Annotated in this window: 17 protein-coding genes; 6 read left to right on the top strand and 11 right to left on the bottom strand. The window is 61.6% G+C overall.

The window, feature by feature from the left end:
• Window positions 1–25: 25 nt before the first annotated feature.
• The 7 genes from MQW23_RS08025 to MQW23_RS08055 form a co-directional block, all read right to left on the bottom strand.
• Window positions 26–1,168 carry an ABC transporter substrate-binding protein gene (locus MQW23_RS08025; protein WP_252107340.1) on the bottom strand — a complete coding sequence of 381 codons (1,143 nt, stop codon included), beginning with the start codon at window positions 1,166–1,168 and terminating at the stop codon, window positions 26–28.
• A gap of 26 nt (window positions 1,169–1,194) precedes the next feature.
• The gene (locus MQW23_RS08030; RefSeq protein ID WP_252107341.1) at window positions 1,195–2,856 is read right to left on the bottom strand and encodes a benzoate-CoA ligase family protein; all 1,662 of its coding nucleotides are present in this window, start codon (window positions 2,854–2,856) and stop codon (window positions 1,195–1,197) included.
• Window positions 2,857–2,995: 139 nt separating this feature from the next.
• Entirely contained in the window at window positions 2,996–4,144 is a 1,149-nt protein-coding gene (locus MQW23_RS08035) for an acyl-CoA dehydrogenase family protein (protein ID WP_252107342.1), read from the bottom strand.
• Entirely contained in the window at window positions 4,144–4,956 is an 813-nt protein-coding gene (locus MQW23_RS08040; RefSeq protein ID WP_252107343.1) for an enoyl-CoA hydratase family protein, read from the bottom strand. The genes MQW23_RS08035 and MQW23_RS08040 overlap by 1 nt, the downstream gene beginning before the upstream one ends.
• Before the next feature lie 22 nt (window positions 4,957–4,978).
• Window positions 4,979–5,431: a MarR family winged helix-turn-helix transcriptional regulator gene (locus tag MQW23_RS08045; RefSeq protein WP_252107344.1), complete on the bottom strand. Its 453-nt coding sequence runs from the start codon at window positions 5,429–5,431 to the stop codon at window positions 4,979–4,981.
• Window positions 5,428–6,183, bottom strand: a complete 756-nt coding sequence (locus MQW23_RS08050; RefSeq protein ID WP_252107345.1) for an SDR family NAD(P)-dependent oxidoreductase — start codon at window positions 6,181–6,183, stop codon at window positions 5,428–5,430. Before MQW23_RS08050 ends, MQW23_RS08045 begins: the two co-directional genes overlap by 4 nt.
• Window positions 6,180–8,465 (bottom strand): bifunctional salicylyl-CoA 5-hydroxylase/oxidoreductase, encoded by a 2,286-nt coding sequence (locus MQW23_RS08055; protein ID WP_252107346.1) that lies wholly within the window; start codon window positions 8,463–8,465, stop codon window positions 6,180–6,182. The genes MQW23_RS08050 and MQW23_RS08055 overlap by 4 nt, the downstream gene beginning before the upstream one ends.
• A 313-nt stretch (window positions 8,466–8,778) precedes the next feature.
• Between MQW23_RS08055 and rsd the strand changes: the two genes are divergently transcribed.
• On the top strand, window positions 8,779–9,258 hold the full coding sequence (gene rsd, locus MQW23_RS08060) for a sigma D regulator (RefSeq protein WP_252107347.1): 480 nt from the start codon (window positions 8,779–8,781) through the stop codon (window positions 9,256–9,258).
• Window positions 9,259–9,515: 257 nt separating this feature from the next.
• Here the strand turns inward: rsd and MQW23_RS08065 are convergent, their stop codons facing one another.
• Together MQW23_RS08065 and MQW23_RS08070 are read right to left on the bottom strand one after the other, a co-directional pair.
• Window positions 9,516–12,602, bottom strand: coding sequence for an efflux RND transporter permease subunit (locus MQW23_RS08065; RefSeq protein ID WP_252107348.1), 3,087 nt, complete (start codon window positions 12,600–12,602; stop codon window positions 9,516–9,518).
• The gene (locus MQW23_RS08070) at window positions 12,603–13,718 is read right to left on the bottom strand and encodes an efflux RND transporter periplasmic adaptor subunit (protein WP_252107349.1); all 1,116 of its coding nucleotides are present in this window, start codon (window positions 13,716–13,718) and stop codon (window positions 12,603–12,605) included.
• Window positions 13,719–13,918: 200 nt separating this feature from the next.
• Here MQW23_RS08070 and MQW23_RS08075 point away from each other — a divergent pair, with 200 nt between their 5' ends.
• Entirely contained in the window at window positions 13,919–14,893 is a 975-nt protein-coding gene (locus MQW23_RS08075) for a malate dehydrogenase (protein ID WP_252107350.1), read from the top strand.
• A 237-nt stretch (window positions 14,894–15,130) separates the two neighbouring features.
• Here MQW23_RS08075 and MQW23_RS08080 read toward each other — a convergent pair whose 3' ends face one another.
• Complete coding sequence (locus MQW23_RS08080) at window positions 15,131–15,787, bottom strand: histidinol-phosphatase (protein ID WP_252107351.1); 657 nt, start codon at window positions 15,785–15,787, stop codon at window positions 15,131–15,133.
• A gap of 198 nt (window positions 15,788–15,985) precedes the next feature.
• Between MQW23_RS08080 and MQW23_RS08085 the strand changes: the two genes are divergently transcribed.
• Both MQW23_RS08085 and ptsP read left to right on the top strand, forming a co-directional pair.
• On the top strand, window positions 15,986–16,477 hold the full coding sequence (locus tag MQW23_RS08085; RefSeq protein ID WP_252107352.1) for an RNA pyrophosphohydrolase: 492 nt from the start codon (window positions 15,986–15,988) through the stop codon (window positions 16,475–16,477).
• Between the two features lie 100 nt (window positions 16,478–16,577).
• Complete coding sequence (gene ptsP, locus MQW23_RS08090) at window positions 16,578–18,839, top strand: phosphoenolpyruvate--protein phosphotransferase (protein ID WP_252107668.1); 2,262 nt, start codon at window positions 16,578–16,580, stop codon at window positions 18,837–18,839.
• A gap of 145 nt (window positions 18,840–18,984) precedes the next feature.
• Here ptsP and MQW23_RS08095 read toward each other — a convergent pair whose 3' ends face one another.
• Complete coding sequence (locus MQW23_RS08095) at window positions 18,985–19,761, bottom strand: NRDE family protein (RefSeq protein ID WP_252107353.1); 777 nt, start codon at window positions 19,759–19,761, stop codon at window positions 18,985–18,987.
• A 213-nt stretch (window positions 19,762–19,974) separates the two neighbouring features.
• On the opposite strand from MQW23_RS08095, the gene MQW23_RS08100 reads away from it, so the two are divergent.
• On the top strand, window positions 19,975–20,772 hold the full coding sequence (locus MQW23_RS08100; RefSeq protein ID WP_252107354.1) for a sulfite exporter TauE/SafE family protein: 798 nt from the start codon (window positions 19,975–19,977) through the stop codon (window positions 20,770–20,772).
• A gap of 51 nt (window positions 20,773–20,823) precedes the next feature.
• On the top strand, window positions 20,824–21,615 hold the full coding sequence (lgt, locus tag MQW23_RS08105) for a prolipoprotein diacylglyceryl transferase (protein WP_252107355.1): 792 nt from the start codon (window positions 20,824–20,826) through the stop codon (window positions 21,613–21,615).
• Window positions 21,616–21,789: the final 174 nt, after the last annotated feature.

A 21,789-nucleotide genomic window follows, 5' to 3' on the forward strand; every position in this document is an offset into this window, starting at 1 on the left:
AGCATTTGCGCCCGGCCCGGCGGGATCACATCTGGCACTGCTCGTAATAGATATCCTGGATATCTTCGATGGCGACACCGATCAAGCGGTTGGTCGGCTGGCCGTCGTCTCCCTCAACGACCTCGCGAACGTAGATGTCCTGAATGGGGTGCTGGTTGGGGCCGAAGCGGAACTCACCGCGCACGCTGTCGAAATCGGCGGCGCGCAGCGCTTCACGAAAGGCGTCCGCGTCATCAGGGTGGGCGCTATCGAGCGCGCTCAGGATCAGGTTGGCCGTGTCATAACCTTGTGCCGCGTAGAGCGTCGGTGTGCGGTCGTAGGTTTCGCGAAAACTGTCCACGAAGCGGTGGTTGGCCTCGTTATCGAGATCATAGGCCCACAAGGAGGTGTTGCGTGCGCCAATCGCCGCGCTGCCCACGGCCTTGATGAGGATTTCATCAAAGGAGAACGCCGCGCCAAAAATGGGGATATCCACCCCCGAGCTTTCCCACTGCTTCATGAACGAGATGCCCATGCCGCCGGGCAGAAAGAAGAACAGGCTGTCCGCGTCGCTGGCGCGGATTTGCGCGATCTCGGCGGCGTAGTCGGTTTGGCCCATCTGGGTGTACAGCTCGTCGACGACGTCACCTTCATAAAGGTGCTTGAACCCGGCCAGCGCATCGGTGCCCGCGGGGTAGTTGGGAGCCATGATGATCGGTCGCTCGTAACCCTGTTCGCGCATGTAGGCGCCCATGGCACCGTGCAGGTTGTCGTTCTGGTAGGCCACGTTGAAGTAGTTTTCATGGCACATGCGCCCGGCAAGGTCGGAAGGCCCGGCGTTGGGCGAAAGGTAGAAAGTGCCCTGGCGAGTCACCGCCGGTACCACCGCCATGGCCAGGTTGGACCAGATGATGCCGGTCATGATATCGACGTCGTCGCGCTGCATGAATTCATTGGCCAGGCTGCGTGCAAGGTCCGGGCGATTGGCATCATCCTGGATGAGGACCTCGATATCGTCGCGGCCGGATTGCTCGATGGCCAGCATGAAGCCATCGCGAACGTCCACACCCAAGTGCGAGCCCCCTCCGGAGAGTGTGGTGATCATGCCGATCTTAACGTCATCGGCTTGCGCTGCCAGCACGCTCGATGAAAGAAGCAGGCCGAGGCCAAAGCGGGTGATCTGTTTCATGTCGGTTCCCTCATGTATTGGTCGTTTTATTGCTGAGAGGCTGATTCGTGGATACTCGGTGTGTCGTCTTGCGAAGGCTTCGCCAGCCGAAAACGCTGCACCTTACCGGTAGTCGTCTTGGGCAGTTGATCGATGAAGCTGACCGAGCGCGGGTACTTGTAGGGCGCAATCGTCTGTTTGACATGGTCCTGAAGCATTTTTCCGCAGGCCTCATCTTCTTCAAATCCTGCGTTTAATACCACGAACGCCTTGACGATTTGCCCCCGCTCGAGATCGGGAACGCCGATCACCGCGCACTCCTTGACCGCGGGATGGGCAAGCAGGGCCGACTCCACCTCGGGGCCGGCGATGTTGTAACCGGCGGAGACGATCATGTCATCGTTGCGGGCGGCAAAGTGTAAGTAGCCCTCCGCGTCCTGATAAAACGCATCGCCAGTGATGTTCCAACCATCGACGACGTAGTTTTGCTGGCGCTTGTCCGCCAGGTAGCGACAGCCCGTTGGGCCACGCACGGCGAGCCGTCCAACGGTGCCCGCAGGTACTTCCTGCATATCACTGTCGACGATTCGGGCCTGGTAGCCGGCTACCGGTTTACCGGTACAGTTGGGGCGGTGATCGTCCAGACGATTAGAAATGAAGATGTGGAGCATTTCCGTGGCGCCAATGCCGTCGATGATCGGGGTACCGGTTTGCTCGATCCAGTCGTGATAGATGGGCGCCGGCAGAGTTTCGCCGGCGGAGACCGCCACGCGCAGGCTGCCCAGGTCGTCATGGCGGGTGGGGGAGGCGAGCATCGCGCGATAGGCGGTCGGGGCAGTGAAGACGACCGTTGCCTGGTATTCACGGATAATGTCCATCATGTTGGGCGGGGAGGCGTGCTCGAGCAGCACGGCACAGGCCCCAAAGCGCAGTGGAAACACCGCCAGCCCGCCAAGGCCGAAGGTGAATGCCAACGGCGGCGAGCCCACGAAAACGTCATCGGCGCTGACCTTGAGCACCTCCCTGGCGTAACCGTCAGCAATCACCAGCAGATCGCGATGATAGTGCAGGGTGGCCTTGGGTGAGCCCGTGGTGCCCGAGGTAAATCCCATCAGCGCGATATCATCGGCGGCGGTGTCTACCGCCTTGAACGTCACGGGTTTTGAAAGTGCCAGGCGATCGAGCTCCGCCTCGTGATTGGCCGTGCCGTCGAAGCCGACGATACGTGCAAGTCCGGGGCTTGCCTTCTGGCACTCATGGAGTTCGTCGAGAAGGCGAGTGTCGCATAGCGCAAGGCTGATCTCGGCCTTGTCGACGATCTGCGAAAGCTCTTTTGCGCGCAGCATCGGCATGGTGTTCACCACGACGGCGCCCGCCTTGGTCGCCGCCAGCCAGCAGGCCACCATGGCCGGATTGTTGGCCGAACGAATCAGCACACGGTTGCCGGCAACGATGCCCAGGTCGTCGACCAGAACATGCGCCAAGCGATTCGTCCACTCACAAAGCTCCTGGTAGGAGCGGCGGCGGCCGTTGCCCGCCAGGGCCGTGCGCTGGCCGTGCCCTTGAGCCACGAGCCGGTCGCAGAGTTCGACGCCGACGTTGAAGCGTTTTGGGTAGTCGTGGCTGCCGAGCAGAAACTCGGGCTGCTTCTCGATAGGTGGAAGATTGTCCCGTGGAAACGTGTCCAGATGGGCCGACTCGGTATACATGACCAACCTCCGTATTTAGTGTCGTTATTTATTCCCGGCTGTGCCTTGATCGGGCGCTTCCGGGGATACGGTGTCTGGCGTTTAATGCGTGATTGTTCTTGTTTTTTATTTTGACTGTTTCAGTGGCGCGATAGTCAGCCTATCCGGTGCTCGATGACGCCTCTGCCATCACGCTGCGAGCGATGACCACTTTCTGAACATCGGACGCGCCTTCGTAGATACGCAGCGCGCGAATTTCGCGGTAGAGGCTCTCGATGATATGCCCCTTGCGCACGCCGTCTCCGCCGTGAAGCTGTACGGCTTGATCGATGACCTTCTGCGCCTGGTCGGTGGCGAAGAGCTTCGCCATGGCGGCTTCCCGCGTCACGCGCTTGGCGCCTTGGTCCTTGGTCCAGGCCGCGCGGTAGACCAGCAGGGCGGCGGCATCTACATCGAGCGCCATATCGGCCAGGTGGCCTTGCACCATCTGTAGATCTGCCAGCGCCGCCCCAAAAAGCTCGCGGGAGAGGCCGCGCGATACCGACTCGTCCAGCGCTCGGCGAGCAAAGCCTAAAGCGGCCGCGCCGACCGTTGAACGAAAGACGTCCAGTACCGACATGGCGATCCGAAAGCCCTGGCCTGGCTTGCCGATCAAGGCGCTTGCCGGCAGGCGCATGTCGTTGAACCCCAGGCGGGCCAGCGGATGCGGCGCCACCGTCTCGAGGCGCTCGCGAATCTCGAGCCCTGGGGTGTCCGCCGGTACCAGAAAGACCGAAAGCCCCTTCGCCCCCGGGCCTTCTCCGGTACGGGCGAACACCGTATAGATATCGGCGATGCCGCCGTTGGAGATCCAGGTCTTCTCGCCGTTCAACCGATAGCCGTCGCCATCACGTTCGGCGATCGTATCCAGCTGTGCCACGTCCGAGCCGGAGCGAGGCTCGCTGAGCGCAAAGGCCGAAATCGCTTCGCCTTGTCGCGTCTTGTCCAGCCACTTTTTCTGTTCATCGCTGCCATAAAGGCTGATGGCCCCGGTGCCGAGTCCCTGCATCGCGAAGGCGAAATCGGCAAGCCCGTCGTGGCGGGCAAGCGTTTCACGAATCAGGCACAGGCTGCGCACGTCGATATCCGCGCCCGCGGTGCCCTTCAAAAACCCCGCCTTACCCAGGTCCTTCACCAACTGCCGACAGGTCGCATCCACATCGTCATGCGCGCGGGGCAGCTCCCGCTGGCACCAGCTTTCAAGCTGCTCGGCCAGTTCGCGGTGGCGCGCATCGAAAAAAGGCCATTGGAGAAAACGTGTATCGCTCATCAGTCCCCCTTGAACTCAGGTGTTTGCTTGGCAACAAAAGCCCGGTAGGCGCGCTCGAAGTCTTTGGTCTGCATGCAGATCGCTTGGGCCTGGGCTTCGGATTCGATGGCCTGATCGAGGCTCATCGACCACTCCTGGTTAAGCTGTGTCTTGGTGATGCCGTGAGCGAAGGTGGGTCCCTCGGCCAGGCGTGTAGTGTAGGCGAGGGCTTCTTCCTCAAGCGCTTCGGGCTCGACTACGCGGTTATAGAAGCCCCAGTGAAGGCCTTCCTCGGCGCTCATGCTGCGCCCGCTGTAGAGTAGGTCCGCCGCGCGGCCCTGGCCGATGATGCGTGGCAGCATGGCGCAGGCCCCCATGTCGCAGCCCGCCAGCCCCACCCGCGTAAACAGAAAGGCCGTCTTGGCGCGGGGGGTGGCAAAACGTATGTCCGAGGCCATGGCGATGATCGCCCCGGCGCCAACGCAGATACCGTCGATCGCGGTAATGACCGGTTTCCCGCAGTGAAGCATCGCCTTGACCAGATCCCCGGTCATGCGGGTGAATTCGAGCAGCTCTTTCATCTCCCTGCCCACCAGCGGCCCGATGATCTCGTGTACGTCGCCGCCGGAGCAGAAGTTGCCGCCATTGGCGGTGAACACCACGGCGTGGACGTCGGTGGCGTAGGGCAGTGCCCGGAAGGTATCGCGAAGCTCGGCGTAGCTTTCAAACGTCAGTGGGTTCTTACGCTCGGGACGGTTCAGCCGAATGACGGCGACGCCGTCATGCATTTCCCAGATAAAGTGTTCGGGTTTCAAATCAGCCATGCGCGTCATGTTGTTGTTCTCGCCTCAATCGTTAATCGGTGTCGCGGGTAGCGGTAGGCAAGCTGTGGAGCAGCTCGCCGATATGGTGGGCGTCCTCCTCGCCTACGCCCTCGAAGAGGGCGTTGATCCAGCGTTCGTGCTCGACGGCCATGGCGCTGAATACCTCGCGACCGGTTCGGGTCAAGCACACCCGCGTGGCACGGCGGTCACCCTCGATGGCGATCCGCTCGACGTTGCCATCTTCCACGAGGCGGTCGACGATGCCGGTGACGTTGCCGTTGGATACCCGCAGCCGCCTGGAAAGCTCGTTCATCTTCAGCCCGTCCTGGTCGGCGTACAGCGCTGCCATGACGTCGAAGCGAGGAAGCGTCGTATCGTGCTCGGTACGCAGGCGCTCACGCAGGATGGACTCGGTCTGACGGGTCACTCGCAGCATGCGCAGCCACAGGCGCAGGCGCTCCTTGCTTAGGCTCTGGGCGGTCATACTTCGCCCCCGGAAATGGAAATGGCCTGGCCGGTAATGGCCCCGCTGCCGGGCCCGCACAGCCAAAGCGCCGTGGCAGTCACCTCGGCAGGAGCCACCAGCCGCCCGGTCGGGTTGGTCGACTGAAAGTGCTCGGTGGCCTGCTCCAGGGACTGCCCGGTTTTGGCGACGATGTTCTCCACGCTTGCGGCGAGCAGCGGCGTATCGGTAAAGCCCGGGCAGAGCGCGTTGACGGTCACGTTGCGGCTGGCGGTTTCCGCCGCGAGCGCGCGCACCAAACCCACCACGCCGTGCTTGGCTGCGCAGTACGCGCCAACGTAGGCATAGCCCTTGAGCCCCGCGGTTGAGGCCACGGCAATCAATCGGCCGCCATCATTGAGCCGCTTGAGCCCTTCACGAAGGGTGAGAAATACGCCGCTCAGATTCACGTCGAGCATGCGCTGCCACTGCTCGAGGGAGGTTTTGGCGAAAGGCGCGCTCTCGGCGGCCCCGGCGTTGGCGATCACGATATCCACGCTTTCGAGCGTCTCGAACAGCGCCACCATTGCGGCCTCGTCGGTTACGTCTACTACCTCGAACGCGAGACCGTCATGCGCCTGGGCCAGTGCTTCGAGGGGCTCGCGCCGTCGGCCGGTAACGGTGACACGCGCTCCCGCCTCAACGAAACCGCGCGCCATGTCGGCGCCGATACCGCTACCGCCACCGGTGATGACAACGCGCTTGCCGCTCAGGTGCTCGCTAAAGTGGCTCATATCCACCCCTCGTTGCGTTCGGCCAGGCGTTTGAACTGAGCCCCGCCCGCCTGGTAGGGGGCCGGCCACGCGACGTCGTCATCCCCGAGCCCGGCGGCTACGTGAAGCGTCCAGTAAGGATCGGCCAGGTGCGGGCGGGCAATGCACACCAGATCCGCTCGCCCGGCGATCAGTATCGAGTTCACGTGATCGGCCTGGTAAATATTACCGACGGCCATCGTGGCAATCGGCGTCTCGTTGCGGATGCGATCGGAGAAGGGGGTTTGGAACATGCGCCCGTATACCGGCTTGGCCTGGGTCGAGGTCTGCCCGGCGGACACGTCGATGATGTCGACGTGGGCCTCTCGCAGGCGTTTGGCGATCTCGACCGCCTCGTCCGGCGTCACGCCTTCGTCGCCGCGCCAGTCGTTGGCGGAAATGCGTACGGCGAGCGGTTTCTCTGCGGGCCAGACATCGCGTACCGCCTGGATCACTTCGAGCGGGTAGTGCAGACGGTTGTCCAGCGAGCCGCCGTACTCGTCATCGCGGTGGTTGGTCAGCGGCGTGATGAAGGAAGAGAGCAGGTAGCCGTGGGCCGCGTGTATCTCGATCATATCGAACCCGGCGCGCTCGGCCCTGCGGGCGGCCGCGACGAACTCGTCGCGCACGTGGTCCATGTCCTCGCGCGTCATGGCGCGTGGCACCTGATTGCGTTCCGACCAAGGAATCGCGGAAGCCGCCATGATTGGCCAGTTGGCCTCGATGAGCGGCGCATCCATCTCTTCCCAGCCAAGCTGGGTAGAGCCCTTGGGGCCCGAATGGCCGATCTGGGCACAGAGTTTGGCGCGGGTCTCCTGATGAACGAAGTCGCAAAGCCGCTTCCACGCCGCCTCGTGCTCCGGTGCGTAGAGCCCCGGGCAGCCGGGCGTGATGCGACCGGTGGCGCTGACGCAGGTCATCTCGGTATATACAAGCCCCGCGCCCCCTTTGGCGCGCTCGGCGTAGTGGCTGAAATGCCAGTCGGTGGGGCAGCCGTCGACGGCCTTGTACTGCGCCATGGGTGAGACCACCACGCGGTTGATCAGGTGCATGTCGCGAAGCTGGTAGGGGGCGAACATGGGCGCTCGCGCGCTATCCGGGTTGCCCGCCTGCGTCTGGAACCAGCGCTCGGCGCTTTCCAGCCACTGCGGGTCGCGGGCGCGCAGGTTTTCATGGCTGATGCGCTGCGAGCGGGTCAACAGCGAGTAGTTGAACTGCACCGGGTCGAGATCCAGGTAGCGCTTGATCTGCTCGAACCACTCCGTCGAGTTGCGCGCCGCCGACTGAAGCCTCAATACCTCGAAACGGCGCTCCTCTTCATAGCGGGCGATCGCTGCCTTACTGTCGCTCTCACTATGTAGATACGTGGCCAGCGCAATAGCGCTTTCCAAAGCCAGCTTGGAGCCCGAGCCGATCGAAAAGTGGGCCGTGGCCGCCGCATCCCCCATGAGCACGATATTCTGATAGCTCCAGCGCTCACACAAAACGCGAGGGAAGTTGATCCAGGCAGAACCACGGATGTGATTGGCGTTGGTCATTAAGGCATGACCGTTCAGGTGTCGCGCGAATATACGCTCGCAAACCGCGATCGATTCCTGCTGGCTAAGCTCGCCAAAACCAAACGCTTGCCAGGTCTCTTCGCTGCACTCGACGATGAATGTCGCGGTGTCGCTATCGAACTGATAGGCGTGCGCCCACACCCAGCCATGCTCGGTGTTCTCGAAGATGAAGGTGAAGGCGTCGTTGAAGGTTTGGTGAGTGCCTAACCAAACGAATTTACACGCCCTGACGTCGATATCGGGATTGAAGTGCTCGGCATGGATCTGACGGGTTCGGGAGTTGAGGCCATCGGAGGCGATAACGAGGTCATAGTCACGCTGGCATTGGTCGATAACCGCTTGGGTCACGTCCGTTTCGAAGCGCATTTCGATACCCAGTTCCCGGGCACGCTCCTGTAACAGGATGAGTAGTTGCCTGCGACCGATGCCGCAGAACCCATGGCCGGTAGAAACGGTTTTAACACCTTTATGAACAACCGCAATGTCATCCCAGTAAGCAAAATGCTCGCGAATGCGCTCGGCGCTCACTGGGTCGTTCGTCGTCAGGTTCTCAAGGGTTTCGTCTGACAGTACGACGCCCCAGCCAAAGGTATCGTCGGGTCGATTGCGCTCCATGACGACCACTTCGTGATCCGGATTGCGCAATTTCATGCTAATAGCAAAATAGAGACCGGCGGGCCCTCCACCTAAACAGGCAACTTTCATTTTTTATTCTCCCTGTGGATTCTTGTTTCAAGGTAAAGAGCCTTTATAGAAACTTCAAGCTTAAATTTTTTAGACTTAAAGTTTCTGTGAGTGTGTGGGTCAGTGAACAGTCAGTGTTGGAATTTGAAACGCATCGGCAGCGGCTGGCGTCGGTTGAAGCCGGGAGAGCTTTTTCTGGTGGGTTGGTTAGCAGCTTTCTAAAAGTGCCAAAAAGGTAGTGCTGGATTTTCACGTAAAACCACTCCTGGCGGGATTGACAGACGTATACCGAAAAGAGAGTCTAGAGTTCACGAAAAATGGCAAGGAGAACGCCATGCTGGAGAATTGTAAAAACGCTCAGGAGCGATGGGGCGGGGTGCATAGCCTAATCGATCGCTGGCTGGAGCAGCGCCGAACCTTTTTGATCAGTTTCATCGAGTTGAAAGAAGCGTGCGACTCGGAGCTCGAGGCGGTTAACAAGACGCGCATCGATACCTTCAGCGAACTGTTGATGGACTACATCAGCGCCGGGCATTTCGAGATCTACCCGGAACTCGCCCGCGAAGCCAAGGCCTTCGACGACGATAGCGCTCTTGAAATCGCCAGCAAGCTGCTTGAGCGCCTGGAAATGTCGACCGCCATGGTGCTGGAGTTCGACGAAGACTTCACCACCGTCGAACACTGCCAGACGAATCTTAACCGGCTACCGGCTTGGCTCGACCGCCTCGCCAAGGGGTTGGCCGAGCGCTTTGCGTTGGAAGATCAGCTCATCGCACGCATGCACGCCGCCCACAGCCCGCAGACTACCTCTTAAGCAACAGCTTACCAGTTAAGCGGGATACCTGGCCAAAGAGCCGCTATCACCCAAGGGCGGCTGTCGCCGCCATCGCCCAATGAATTGGGCTCCTACGATGAAATTGCACTCCCGATATTTTGCCCAACCTCATGTAGGAGCAGGCTTCAGCCAGCGACGCAGCGCAAAGCGCTGCCGGGGTCAGGCGGAGTAGTCACATAAAGTGCCTGTAATGCCAACGGTGGCTATCACCGACATCGCCCAATAAAATTAGGCGCCTACGATGAAGCCGTACCCCCGGTGTTATGTCTCTTTGAACCTATCACCAGCATGCATGGAGTCAACAGCAGGGTGAGCAGGGTGGCGAAGGTGAGGCCGCCGGCGATCGCACTCGACATCTGTGTCCACCACTGGGCCGAGGGCGCGTTGAACCCAAGTGTCGGGGCGAAAAGGTTGACGTTGATGCCCAGCACCATCGGTAAAAGCCCCAACACTGTGGTGATCGCCGTGAGCAGCACCGGGCGAAGGCGTAAGCAGCCCGCTTCCAGCGCCGCCTCACCGGGGGGCATGCCCTGGCCGCGCAGCTCATTGTAGGTATCGATCAATACGATATTGTTGTTCACCACGATGCCGGCGAGGGCGATCACGCCCATGCCGACCATGACGATGCCGAAGGCCTGGCCGGTGATCAGAAGACCCATCAGCACGCCCGCAGTGGAGAATACGATCGCGGAGAGCACCAGCGCGGCCTGGTAGTAGCTGTTGAACTGGGTAACCATGATCAGCGCCATTAGACCGAGGGCGATGAGAAACGCGCCGACGAGAAACTGCATCGACTCCTGCTGGTCTTCCTGCTCGCCGGCCACGTTGATCATCAAGCCTTCTGGCAGCTCATTCTGAGCCTCATTCATTAACGCGCCCAGGCGCTCATCGGCGAGATAGCCAGGCGCCAGATCCGCCTCCAGCGTGATCGCTCGGCGGCCGTCGATCCGGTTGAGCGTACCGACCTTTGGCGCTGGGGTGACCGTCACGAAGTTCGAAATGGGCACCTGACCGCGCTGGGTGTTGATACTCAGCCGTTCGAGCTGGTCCAGCGTACGATAGCGCTCTGGCATGCGAAGGCGAATGTCCACCTCGTCACTGACCGTCGGTGGGCGGTAGCTTGCGACCTGAAGGCCGGTCGTCAGCAGCTGTACGGCGCTGCCGATGGTGGTGATATCGGTGCCCATGCGCGCGGCGGCTTCGCGGTCCACGTCGATCTGCCACTCCACACCCGGTAGGCTGCGGTTATCCTGAATATCGGTGAAGCCGCCAAGGCGTTGCATCAGCTCGCGTAGCTGGTCCACCCCCGCATCGGCGATATCCGGGTCGGTGGCGCTGACCTCAAGCACGATGGGCTTGCCGCCGCCGGGGCCCTGCTCCTGCTCCTGAAACTCTAGCGTGATGCCGGGAAGATCCCGAGTTCGCTCGGCCATTTCGCTTAAAATGGTGCGCGCCGGGCGACGCGCGTACCAGTCGATGAACTGGAACTGCAGCACGCCGACGACGTCGTCACCGACCTGCTCGTCGGCGATGAACGAGCGCGCGTAGAGCGCTTCGACTTCGCTCATGGCGCCGAGGCGCGCTTCCACGCGCTTAAGGATCGCATCCGCCTCATGCACCGAGAAATCGCCTCGAGCGTGCACCAGCACCTGAGCGCTATCCGGCTCGACGTTGGGAAAGAAGTCGACGCCGTGATTGAAGCGGGCGTAGCCGGTGTACAGCAGCGCGATGACGACCAGCGCCAGCGCCAGTACCCAGCCCGGTCGCACGAGTAGCCGCGAAAGCACGCGCCGGTAGCCGCGGCCAAGCGCCGTGCTTTGCCCGAGCGCGGCGGCTTGGCTGGCCGGGTCGCTCACCTGGCGAGTAAACAGGCGGCCAAGCGTGGGCAGAAAGATGAGCGCCATGACAAGCGATGCCAGCAGGCAAAGAATCACCGTGGCGGGCAGGTATTTCATGAACTGGCCGACCACGCCGGGCCAGAACAGAAGCGGAAAAAACACCGCAAGTGTGGTGGCCGTCGAGGCGATGACCGGCCAGCTCATTCTCGAGGCGGCGTCTAGCCAAGCGTTAAAGGGGGATTTGCCCTCGCGCAGGTAGCGATCCGCCAGCTCGCTGACCACGATGGCGCCGTCCACCAGCATGCCCGCTACCAGAATCAGCGCAAACAGCACCACGATGTTGAGCGTGAACCCGAACGCCCAGACCAGCAAAATGCCGGTCAAAAATGCGCCGGGAATGGTCAGCCCCACCAGTAGGGCCATGCGCAGCCCCATGACCGCGACCACTACGATCAGCACCAGCACCACAGCGGTCAGCACGTTGTTTAAAAGCTCCGAGAGCATGTCCGCCACGGTAGCCGACTCGTCCAGAATGGTCGTGACGTGGAGCTGCTCGGGCAAAAACGCCTGCGCCTGGTCGAAGCGCTCGCGCACCGCATCGATGGTTTCGATGATGTTGGCGCCGGCGCGCTTGGAAATTTCCAGCACCACCGCGGGCTCGCCGTCGATGCGTGCAAAGCCCGTTGGATCCTTGAACGTGGGGTGAATCCAGGCCACGTCGCCAAAGGTCACGACCCGGTCGTCGTCGATCTTGACCGGCATGTTCATCACGTCTTCGAGCGAGGTGATGACGCCGGGTACCTTGAGCGCCAGCCGCCCGGCGCCGGTATCCAGACTGCCCGCCGCCACCAGCCGGTTATTGCGCGAGACCTGGTTGAACAGCGCGTCGAAATCGATGCCGTAGCTCTCCAGTACCAGCGGGTCGACCACGATCTCCAGTAGATCCTCCTGCTCGCCAGCGATCTCGACTTCGAGCACGTTGGCCACGCCTTCGATCTCTTCCTTGAGCCGCCTTGCAATGGCAATACGCTCACGGGTGTCGAGCTGGCCTGAAAGCCCGATGCTGAGCACCGGAAACTCGGAAACGTTGACCTCCATGACCCGCGGCTCGTCAGCCTCGTCCGGTATTTCCGCCCGGGCGATATCGACCCGCTCGCGCACATCCGATAGCGCCGTATCCGGGTCGAAGCCCGGGTCGAACTCCAGCGTGACCGACGCGTGGCCTTCGCTTGACTGCGCGGTGAACTTGCGAAGCCCTTCGATGCCTCGAAGCTCCTGCTCCATGGGGCGTACCAGCAGCCGCTCGCCGTCCTCGGGGCTGACGCCTTCAAGCGTCAGCGAGACATAGATGAGCGGAATGGTGACGTCCGGGTTCGCTTCCTTGGGGATCACCTGCCAGGCCGTGATGCCGGCGAGCAGCAGCCCCACCAGCAGAAGCAGCGTGGTGCGGGTATGGGTGAGCGCGGCGTGAATCAGCGTGCGCATTTAAGTCCCCGCCGCGACGGTGCCGGTGGCCGGCGCGCGTTGATCGGTATCCTCCGCGCGCACCGGCGTGACCGTCTCGCCCGGCTCGACCAGCCCGGCGCCAAGCGTGATCAGCTCCAGCGTCTCGGGCAGCCCTGCCACAAACGCGCTTTGGAGCGTGGCGCTGAGCAGCGTCACCGGTGTTTGCACAACGGTGTCGTTTTCACCCAAGTGCTTGACCGAAAGCTCGCCGTTATCGTCCAGGCTCAAAAGCGCCGGCGACAGAGCGTGGGCCGGGCGCGGCGGTAGCATCAGGGTGAACTCGGCGCTGCTGCCGGCCAGGCGCTTACGCTCCGGGTTGTCGAGCGTCACTTCCATGTAGAACGAGCGGGTCTGCTCCTCGGCACGACTGCTGATAAAGGAGACCTCGCCCTCGAGCGTCTCGCCGTTCAATAGCCGCGCGGTGACCGGTAGCCCCAGGGTGATCGCGTTGATCTGCTGCTGGGAGACCCAAGCCGTTCCGGTCAGCGTGCGGTCGTCGATTAGCTGGCCCCACTCTTCGCCGGGCTGGAGCAAATCGCCCAGTTCGACCTGTACGCGATCGAGCACACCGTCGAACGGCGCGGTGGGGCGGGTGTCGGCCAGCTCGCGTTCGAGCTGGGCTACTTGCGCTGCACTGGCGCTGACCCCACTTTGCAGGCGCAAAAGATCCGGCTGGGAGATGAAGTTGCGCTGGCGTAGATCCTGGGCGCCGGCGTACTCGGCCTCGGCCACGGCGAGCTCGGCGCGAGCCTGCTGCAAACGCTCCGGCAGGGCCTGGTTGTCCAGCACTAAAAGCGTCTGCCCCGACGTGACGGCATCCCCTTGGGCGACCGGCTTCTCCACCACGTAGCCCGCAGCATTGGCGCGCAGAAGCGTCTCCTGGCGTGCTTCGAGCTGGCCCTGGAAGACTTCCTGGGGCACGTAGGGCGTGCTTTGCTGGCGGGTGACTTCCACCCGCGGCGCCTGTACGTCTTGCTCGGCGGCGGCGTCTGGCGGGGCGCTTTGAAAGCGCTGAAAATCGCCAAACGCCAGCCAAACGGTCAGCGCAAGAACGAATAAAAGCGCTAGCGCGTAGGAGAAGGGAATTCGTCGCATGAGGAGGATCGATCTCGATATCAAACAGGCGTTGGAAGTGGCTTCACCATAGCGTACTCGACGCGCGGCGGCGAGTGCCGGCAGGCGGTGAAGCGGGCGAGCGGCGCATGTCTAATTGAGTTTTTTTCTCGCTGGGCATACCATCTTGGCGTCTTGAGTTCTGTCGACCCACCCCAAGGCGAATCAACCAAGGAGCAGTGATGAAAGATCCCGTACGTATTGCGATTACCGGCGGTGCCGGCCAGATCAGCTACTCACTCATTTTCCGTATTGCCGCCGGCGACATGCTGGGGCCGGATCAGCCCGTCATTCTCCAGCTTCTGGAAATTCCCCAAGCCATGGACGCGCTTAACGGCGTGGTGATGGAAGTCAACGACTGCGCTTTCCCGCTGGTGCAGGACATCGTCGCCTCTGACGATCCGAACGTGGCGTTCAAGGACGCGGACTTCGCTCTGCTCGTCGGCGCCCGCCCGCGCGGCCCGGGTATGGAGCGTAAGGATCTTTTGGAGGCCAACGCCGCGATCTTCTCGGTCCAGGGCAAGGCGCTGAACGACCACGCCAGCCGCGACGTGAAAGTGCTGGTCGTCGGTAACCCGGCCAACACCAACGCGCTGATCGCCTCCTGCAACGCGCCGGATCTCGACAAGGGCCAGTTCACCGCCATGACGCGCCTGGACCACAACCGCGCGCTGACGCAGCTGGCCCAGAAAACCGGCAAGCACGTCACCGATATCGAGAACATGGTCATTTGGGGTAACCACAGCGCGACCCAGTATCCGGATATCGCCCAGTGCACCGTCGACGGTAAAGCCGCAAGTGATCTGGTCGAGCGCGACTGGTACGAAAACGACTTCATCCCGACCGTTCAGCAGCGCGGTGCAGCGATCATCAAGGCGCGCGGTGCCTCTTCGGCGGCCTCTGCTGCGTCTTCCGCCATCGACCACATGCGCGACTGGGCGCTGGGCTCTGACGGCATCGTCAGCATGGCGATTCCGTCTGACGGCAGCTACGGCATCGAAGAAGGCATCATCTTCTCCTACCCGGTTCGCTGCAAAGGCGGCAACTATGAAATCGTTCAGGGCTACGAGCTCGACGAATTCAGCAAGGAGAAAGTCCAGGCTACCGAAAAAGAGCTGCGCGAAGAGCGCGCCGCCGTCGAGCACCTGCTCGGCTAATCGGCCCGCCCGGCTTTAAGCAAAACCCCGCACCTATGGTTGCGGGGTTTTTTATGAGGTTATTTCGGCGCAGAGAGACGTAAGCTTTTCCATGTGTGGTACCGCCAGCGATAGGTCGCTGGCTCACGCCTGCTCCTACCGTGGCAACATCACTCGTAGGAGCCCAATTCATTGGGCGAAGGAAGGCGCTAGCCTTCCCTGGTCTTAGCGATGAGTTCTCGAGATTTGAGGCGGGCGTTAGTCTCGCAGGCTCATGATGCGCCATTGGCGCTCTTCGGCGACTTGGCGAAGCGTTGCGTCCGGGTCGACGGCAACTGGGTTGTCAACGCGTTCGAGCAGCGGCAGATCGTTGTGGGAGTCGCTGTAGAACCAGGCGCCTTCCATGGTGTGGTCTTGCGTTTCGAGCCACTCTTCCAGACAGGTGATCTTGCCTTCGCGGTAGCTGGGCGTGCCGGTTACCTTGCCGGTGTAGCGGCCGTCAATCTTCTCCGGCTCGACGGCGATCAGCGCATCCACACCCAAGCGCTCGGCGATCGGGCCGGTAATGAAGCGGTTGGTGGCGGTGATGATCAACAGTGTATCGCCTTGGGTGCGGTGGCGGGCCAGAAGCTCCTCGCCCTTGGCCAGAATATGCGGTTCGATCTTGCTGGCCATGAACTGCTGATGCCAGGACGCTAGCTGCTCCGGGGAGTGTTCGGCTAAAGGCTTTAGCGCCACTTCCAGAAACGCCGCCATGTCCAGCGTGCCGGCTTCGTAATCGGCCATGAAGCGGTCGTTGGCCTCGCGGTAGGCAACCGGGTCCACGGCGCCCTGTTCCAGCAGGAACTCGCCCCAGGCATGATCGCTGTCAATCGACAGTAATGTGTTGTCCAAATCGAAAATGGCCAGGCTCACCGCGTTCCCCTTGTAATTGATGTATCGCTCATGATGGTTGCCAACTAAAGCGCGGCGAATTATGTCAGAGACCCTCTCCCTTGCCCACCGTAGTGGGGGAATACAGGCGTTATTGGCGGCGAGCGTTATATTGTATTGATACGCTTGTCTGCCTTGTGGAAAAATGGGGACAACTGAAAATTCAAGAAGGTGAAGTCCGTGATCGACGCTGACGGCTTTCGCCCCAATGTTGGCATCATTATCGTCAACAGCCAGGGGCAGCTGCTTTGGGCGCGTCGGGTAGGACAAAATGCGTGGCAGTTCCCCCAGGGAGGCATTAAAGCAAGCGAAACTCCACAACAAGCGCTCTATCGTGAACTGTTTGAGGAGATCGGCCTGACCGCCGACGATGTTGATATTGTCGCCTGCACCCGGGGGTGGCTGCGCTACCGCCTGCCACGACGCATGATTCGTACCCACTCGCGACCGGTTTGTATCGGTCAAAAGCAGAAGTGGTTTTTGCTCAGGATTCGGTGTCAGGAGAACCGGATCTGCATGACGGCAACGCCTAAACCCGAATTCGACGGCTGGCGCTGGGTCAGCTACTGGTACCCACTTGGTCAGGTGGTGCCATTCAAGCGCGAAGTCTACCGGCGAGCGCTGCGCGAGCTTTCCCCTCGCGTACAGCGCTTGGCCTTGGGTGACGAATAGCGTGATGTGGGGCGCCATTGACCGCGCCCTGCTTTGAATCCAAAGCCGCCGTGTCGCCCACTTCTCAGCGAGGATAACAACAGTGAAATCTAAAGCATCCATGCTGGAGGTATTGAGACGCGTCATTCAAGAGGTGAATGGTGCGCGAACGCTGGATGCGGCCCTGTCTACCATGGTGCGCCGTATTCGCAAGGCGATGCAGACCGATGTCTGCTCGTTCTATCTTTTCGATCGTGATCTTGACTCTCTCGTGCTGATGGAAACCATCGGCCTGCGCACTCAAGCGGTAGGGCGGGTCGTACTGCCGTTGGGCGAAGGGCTGGTGGGGCTGGTGGCCAAGCGCAGCGAACCGCTGAACCTGGAAGATGCCCGGGCCCACGCTCAGTTTCGCTATTTCGAGGCCACCGGCGAGGAGCGCTACTCAAGTTTTCTCGGTGTACCTATCATTCACCAGCGTTTGATGCTGGGCGTGCTGGTGGTACAGCAGGCGGAAAAGCGCCGCTACGACGACGAAGACGAAGCCTTTTTGGTCACCATGGCCGCCCAGTTGGCGGGCGTATTGGCGCACGCGTTGGCCACCGGCAACCTGACGCGCCCGGCGCTGCCCGGCGGGCAGGCGATGTTCAAGGGCGTGGCGGCATCGCCCGGTATTTCCATGGGTGAAGCGGTGGTCATTAGCCCACCGGCGGACTTGAACAGCGTGCCGGACCTGATTCCCAGCGACCAGGATTTCGAGGTAGCCAGGTTAAAGGAGGCGATCGCCCAAACCCGCCGCGAGATCCGCGCCGCTGCCGAGCGTTTGGCGAGCCGCATTTCCGCCCAGGAACTGGCGCTCTTTGACGTTTATCAGCAAATGCTGGGCGAAACGGCGCTTTCTGAAGAGGTCGAAAAACGCATACGCGAAGGCCAGTGGGCTCCCGGAGCACTGGCGGACGTCGTGCGCCGCCACGTGCAGTATCTCGAGCGCGTCGACGATGATTACCTGCGCGAGCGGGCCGCTGACATTCGCGATTTGGGGCGCCGGGTGCTTTCGCACTTACAGCAGGATACGCCCTCGACCCCGGAAAACTACCCGGACAACGCCATACTCGTTGGTGACGAAATCAGCGTAGCGATGCTCGGCGAGGTGCCTCGGGGCAAGCTCAAGGGGTTGGTCTCGGTGCGCGGCTCGAGCACGTCGCACGTGGCGATCGTGGCCCGTGCCATGGGAATTCCCACGGTGCTGGGCATGGTCGATTTGCCGTTACCACGGCTCAACGGCGCGCCGGTGGTGCTGGACGGCCACCGTGGGCGGATGTTCGTGCGCCCGTCTCCGGAGCTCAAAACGCGCTATGCGAATTTGATCGCCGAAGAGCAGGCGCTGAGCGAACTGCTCGAACACGAGCAGGATTTGCCCAGCGAAACGCCGGATGGCCATCACGTGCCGCTGATGGTGAATACGGGGTTGGCGGTGGACGCAAGCGCGCTGCTCAAAAGCCGGATCGGCGGGGTGGGGCTTTACCGCACCGAGGTGCCGTTCATGATCGCCGAGCGCTTTCCCGGCGAGAAAGAGCAGATGCGCATGTACCGCGAGCAGCTCGAAGGCTTCGCGCCGCTGCCGGTGGTCATGCGCACGTTGGACATCGGCGGCGACAAGGATCTGCCCTATTTTCCCATCGACGAAGCCAACCCGTTTCTGGGCTGGCGCGGCATGCGGGTGACACTGGATCACCCGGAAGTGCTGATGGTGCAGCTTCGCGCCATGCTCAAGGCTTCACAGGGTATCGATAACCTGTACGTGCTGTTTCCGATGATCACCAACGTCGAAGAGGTCGACGAGGCACTGAAGATTCTCGATCGCGCCATCATCGAGCTCGGCGAAGAGGATATCGCGGTGACCCGGCCCAAAGTGGGCGTGATGATCGAGGTACCCGCGACCATCTATCAGATGGACGCGCTGGCCAAGCGGGTGGATTTCTTCTCGGTGGGCAGTAACGACCTGACTCAGTACCTGTTGGCGGTAGATCGCAACAATCCGCGGGTGTCGAGCCTTTACGACGCGCTGCACCCGGCGCTGTTGGGGGCACTTCAGGAGATCTCTCAGGATGCGAAACGCTTGAACAAGCCGATTTCGCTGTGCGGGGAACTCGCCGGCGACCCGGCTGGGGCGCTTTTGCTCATGGCCATGGGGTTTTCGAGCCTATCGATGAATGCGCCCAGCCTGCCGAAAGTGCGCGCAGCGATTCGCCGGGTCCCGTTTAGCGATGCGCAAACGCTGCTCGGCGAGATCATGGCGCTGGACACGCCAGCGCAGGTGCGAAAGCACCTGAACCTGCGCATGGACGAGTGGCAACTGAGCCATCTGCTACCGCCCCGGGATTGATCGACACGTTAGGCTAGGGTCTGTCTGAAAAGTCGACGAGCGAAGGCAAGACAAGGCAAAAATTGGGGAAGAAGCGGAGTTTACGTTAAGTAAATGAGCATTCTGAGTCAATTTTTAACGCCGTATTGTCGAGCGCAGACACTTTTCAGACAGAGCCTAACGCGTGAGGCTGGGCGAGCGTCTTTTCGCCTTCAAAACGACCCATCGGGCCAAAGCGCTGCTCGGTGATCTGAGCGCGCCCGGACGCCTCCAAGCTTAGCCAGGTCGTGGCGCGCGTGCCGTACTCGTCGCCAACGATGAACGCCGCCGAAAGCCGGCGCTCCAGTTCAATCGCAATGCCGGTATCCGGCAGGGCGCTGTCCGGGGCAAGCGTAGGGTCGTGCAGCGCCCGTTTCGTGGCGCTCTGCCAATCGTCATTTGCCTCTTTTAGTGCCTTACGCGCCGCGCAAAGTTTGGTCCAGGGCGTATCGAGGCTTGCGTTGGAGAGCCCGTGCACGCCCGGGGCCACGCGCTCGAGATAAACCTTCGATGCGCTTCGGTGCAGATGCCAAAGCGAGCGGTTATGGGCGACCAGCAGGTTGAAGCCGGCAAAGCGTGTGGCCTCTTGCTTGACCAGGCGCTCGAGCCAGCCCTGAACATCATCCTCGCGTAACACGCGCGCGATAAGCTCGCCGCGGCTGGGTGCCGGAATGCTAGGCGGCGCTGCGGGTTCGCGCACGTTGGTAAGGGCGGCCACCACGCCTCGGTCGTTGGCCGCAAGCCAGGTGCCGCCGGCTTCCAGGTCGCGCCCGCCCAGAAGGCCGGGCATATCTTCCCAGTAATGAAGCGGTGCCGTGGGGCGGGCGTGGAACTCATCGCGGTTGCCGGCCAGTTTCAAGGGCGTGGCGCTGTCCGGAAACCAAGCGAAGGTGAGTAGGCACATGAAATCGATACCTTGTGTGAATAAGAAACGACGCGTTCGTCAACCGGCCCATGGCCTGACCGCGCCCGCGGAAAACGATCCTTGATGTTACCATTAGGCGACCGTGCGGCGATGCGCCGTAACACCTCAATGATGCCAGGCTCAAGCGTTTCAAGAGCCTCGACTTTCGCTCACGTACTTTTGCACGCCTAACAATCGCTGAGAACGCTTCACATGACTATTGCGATCACGCTACTGGGGTATCTTTCTCTCGGCGCCGCCGCCGGTACGATGGCCGGGCTCTTCGGCGTGGGTGGGGGCATCATCATCGTTCCGGTGCTGGTCTTCGCTTTCAACCTGAAAGGCGTCTCGCCGGAGATCGCCATGCACCTGGCCGTAGGGACGTCGCTTGCCACGATCGTCGTGACCGGTGCCTCCTCGGCGCTGGGCCACTACCGCAAGGGCAGCATTCATCGGCCCTGGTTCATGGCGCTGCTTCCGGGGCTGATGCTCGGCGCTATCGGCGGCGTGTTCATTGCCGGCAATCTTTCCGGTACCGTGCTGGGCACGCTGTTCGGGGTGTTCGTGCTGATGCTGGCCGCCAAGATGACATTCGGGCTCAAGCCCAAGCCTGGTACGGTGGCGCCCGGCAAGGGTGCCATGGTCGTCGCGGGCGGTGTGGTCGGTGGAATATCGGCGCTGTTCGGCATCGGCGGTGGGGCGATGACCGTGCCCTGGCTTTCACGCTGCGGTGCGACCATGACCCAGGCCGTGGGCACCTCGGCGGCCTGTGGGCTACCGATCGCGCTGGTGGGGGCGCTCACGTTCATCGTGGTGGGGTGGGGCAACCCCCTGCTGCCGGCCTGGTCCACCGGTTTCGTGCTGTGGCCGGCGTTTTTCGCGATTATCGTGACCAGCGTTCCTTTTGCCCGCGTAGGCGTTAAGCTGGCGCACGTATTGTCAGCGCGCGTATTGCGGTTATCCTTTGCGCTGCTGTTGGCCGTGGTGGGGCTTCGTTTCGTGTTGACGTAACGAACCAGGCAGCGCCGCGGTGATTCTGGTTTGCTTACTTAGAGACGTTTGATGATCAACTATCCCACGATTGACCCGGTAGCGATTTCACTTGGGCCCTTGCAGGTTCACTGGTACGGCTTGATGTACGTGGTGGGCTTTGTCGCCGCCTGGTGGCTAGGCTGCAAACGCGCCGCGCGTATTGGTTTGAACAACGATGACATCAGCGATCTGCTGTTTTACTGCGCCGTGGGTGTGGTGGCCGGCGGGCGCCTGGGGTACGCGCTTTTCTACGGCCTCGATCAGTGGCTTGCCGACCCTTTGTGGGTATTTCGCGTGTGGGATGGCGGTATGAGTTTCCACGGCGGGCTGATCGGCGTATTGCTGGCGGCATGGCTGTTCTCCCGGCGCAAGCAACTGGCTTTCTTCACGTTGACCGATTTTATCGCCCCGCTCGTGCCGATCGGGCTGGGTGCCGGGCGTATCGGTAATTTCATCAACCACGAGCTACCTGGGCGGCTGACCTCACTGCCTTGGGGCATGCCGTTTCCCGGTATGGGGCCCGAGCCACGCCACCCGTCGGCGCTTTACGAGGCGTTGCTGGAAGGGTTGGTGCTGTTCGTGATTCTCTGGTGGGTGTCGGCCAAGCCGCGCGCCCGCGGGTTCGTGTCGGGGCTATTTCTGCTGGGGTACGGGGTGTTCCGCTTTCTGGTCGAATTCGTACGCATGCCGGACGCCCACATCGGCTTCATCGCCTTCGGCTGGGTGACCATGGGCATGCTGCTGACGCTTCCGATGATCGCGCTGGGCCTGGCGTTCATGGCGTGGTCGCGTACCCAGCCGATTGATGCCAAAGCAACGTAGCTGTTGCAGCTAATAGAGCCGAGTGCAGCACACTCGCCCCTGCACACTTGTAGGAGCCCACTTCAGTGGACGGTGGGCGCCTGATAAAGCGCCCTGATAGGGTCACCCAAAGCGCGCTAGCTAGTGTTAGCTTTGTGCACGCATCGGCAGGTCGCTAGCTGGCGCTTGCTCCTA

The organism is Halomonas sp. S3-1-1, assembly GCF_023757625.1.
Classification (GTDB): Bacteria; Pseudomonadota; Gammaproteobacteria; order Pseudomonadales; family Halomonadaceae; genus Vreelandella.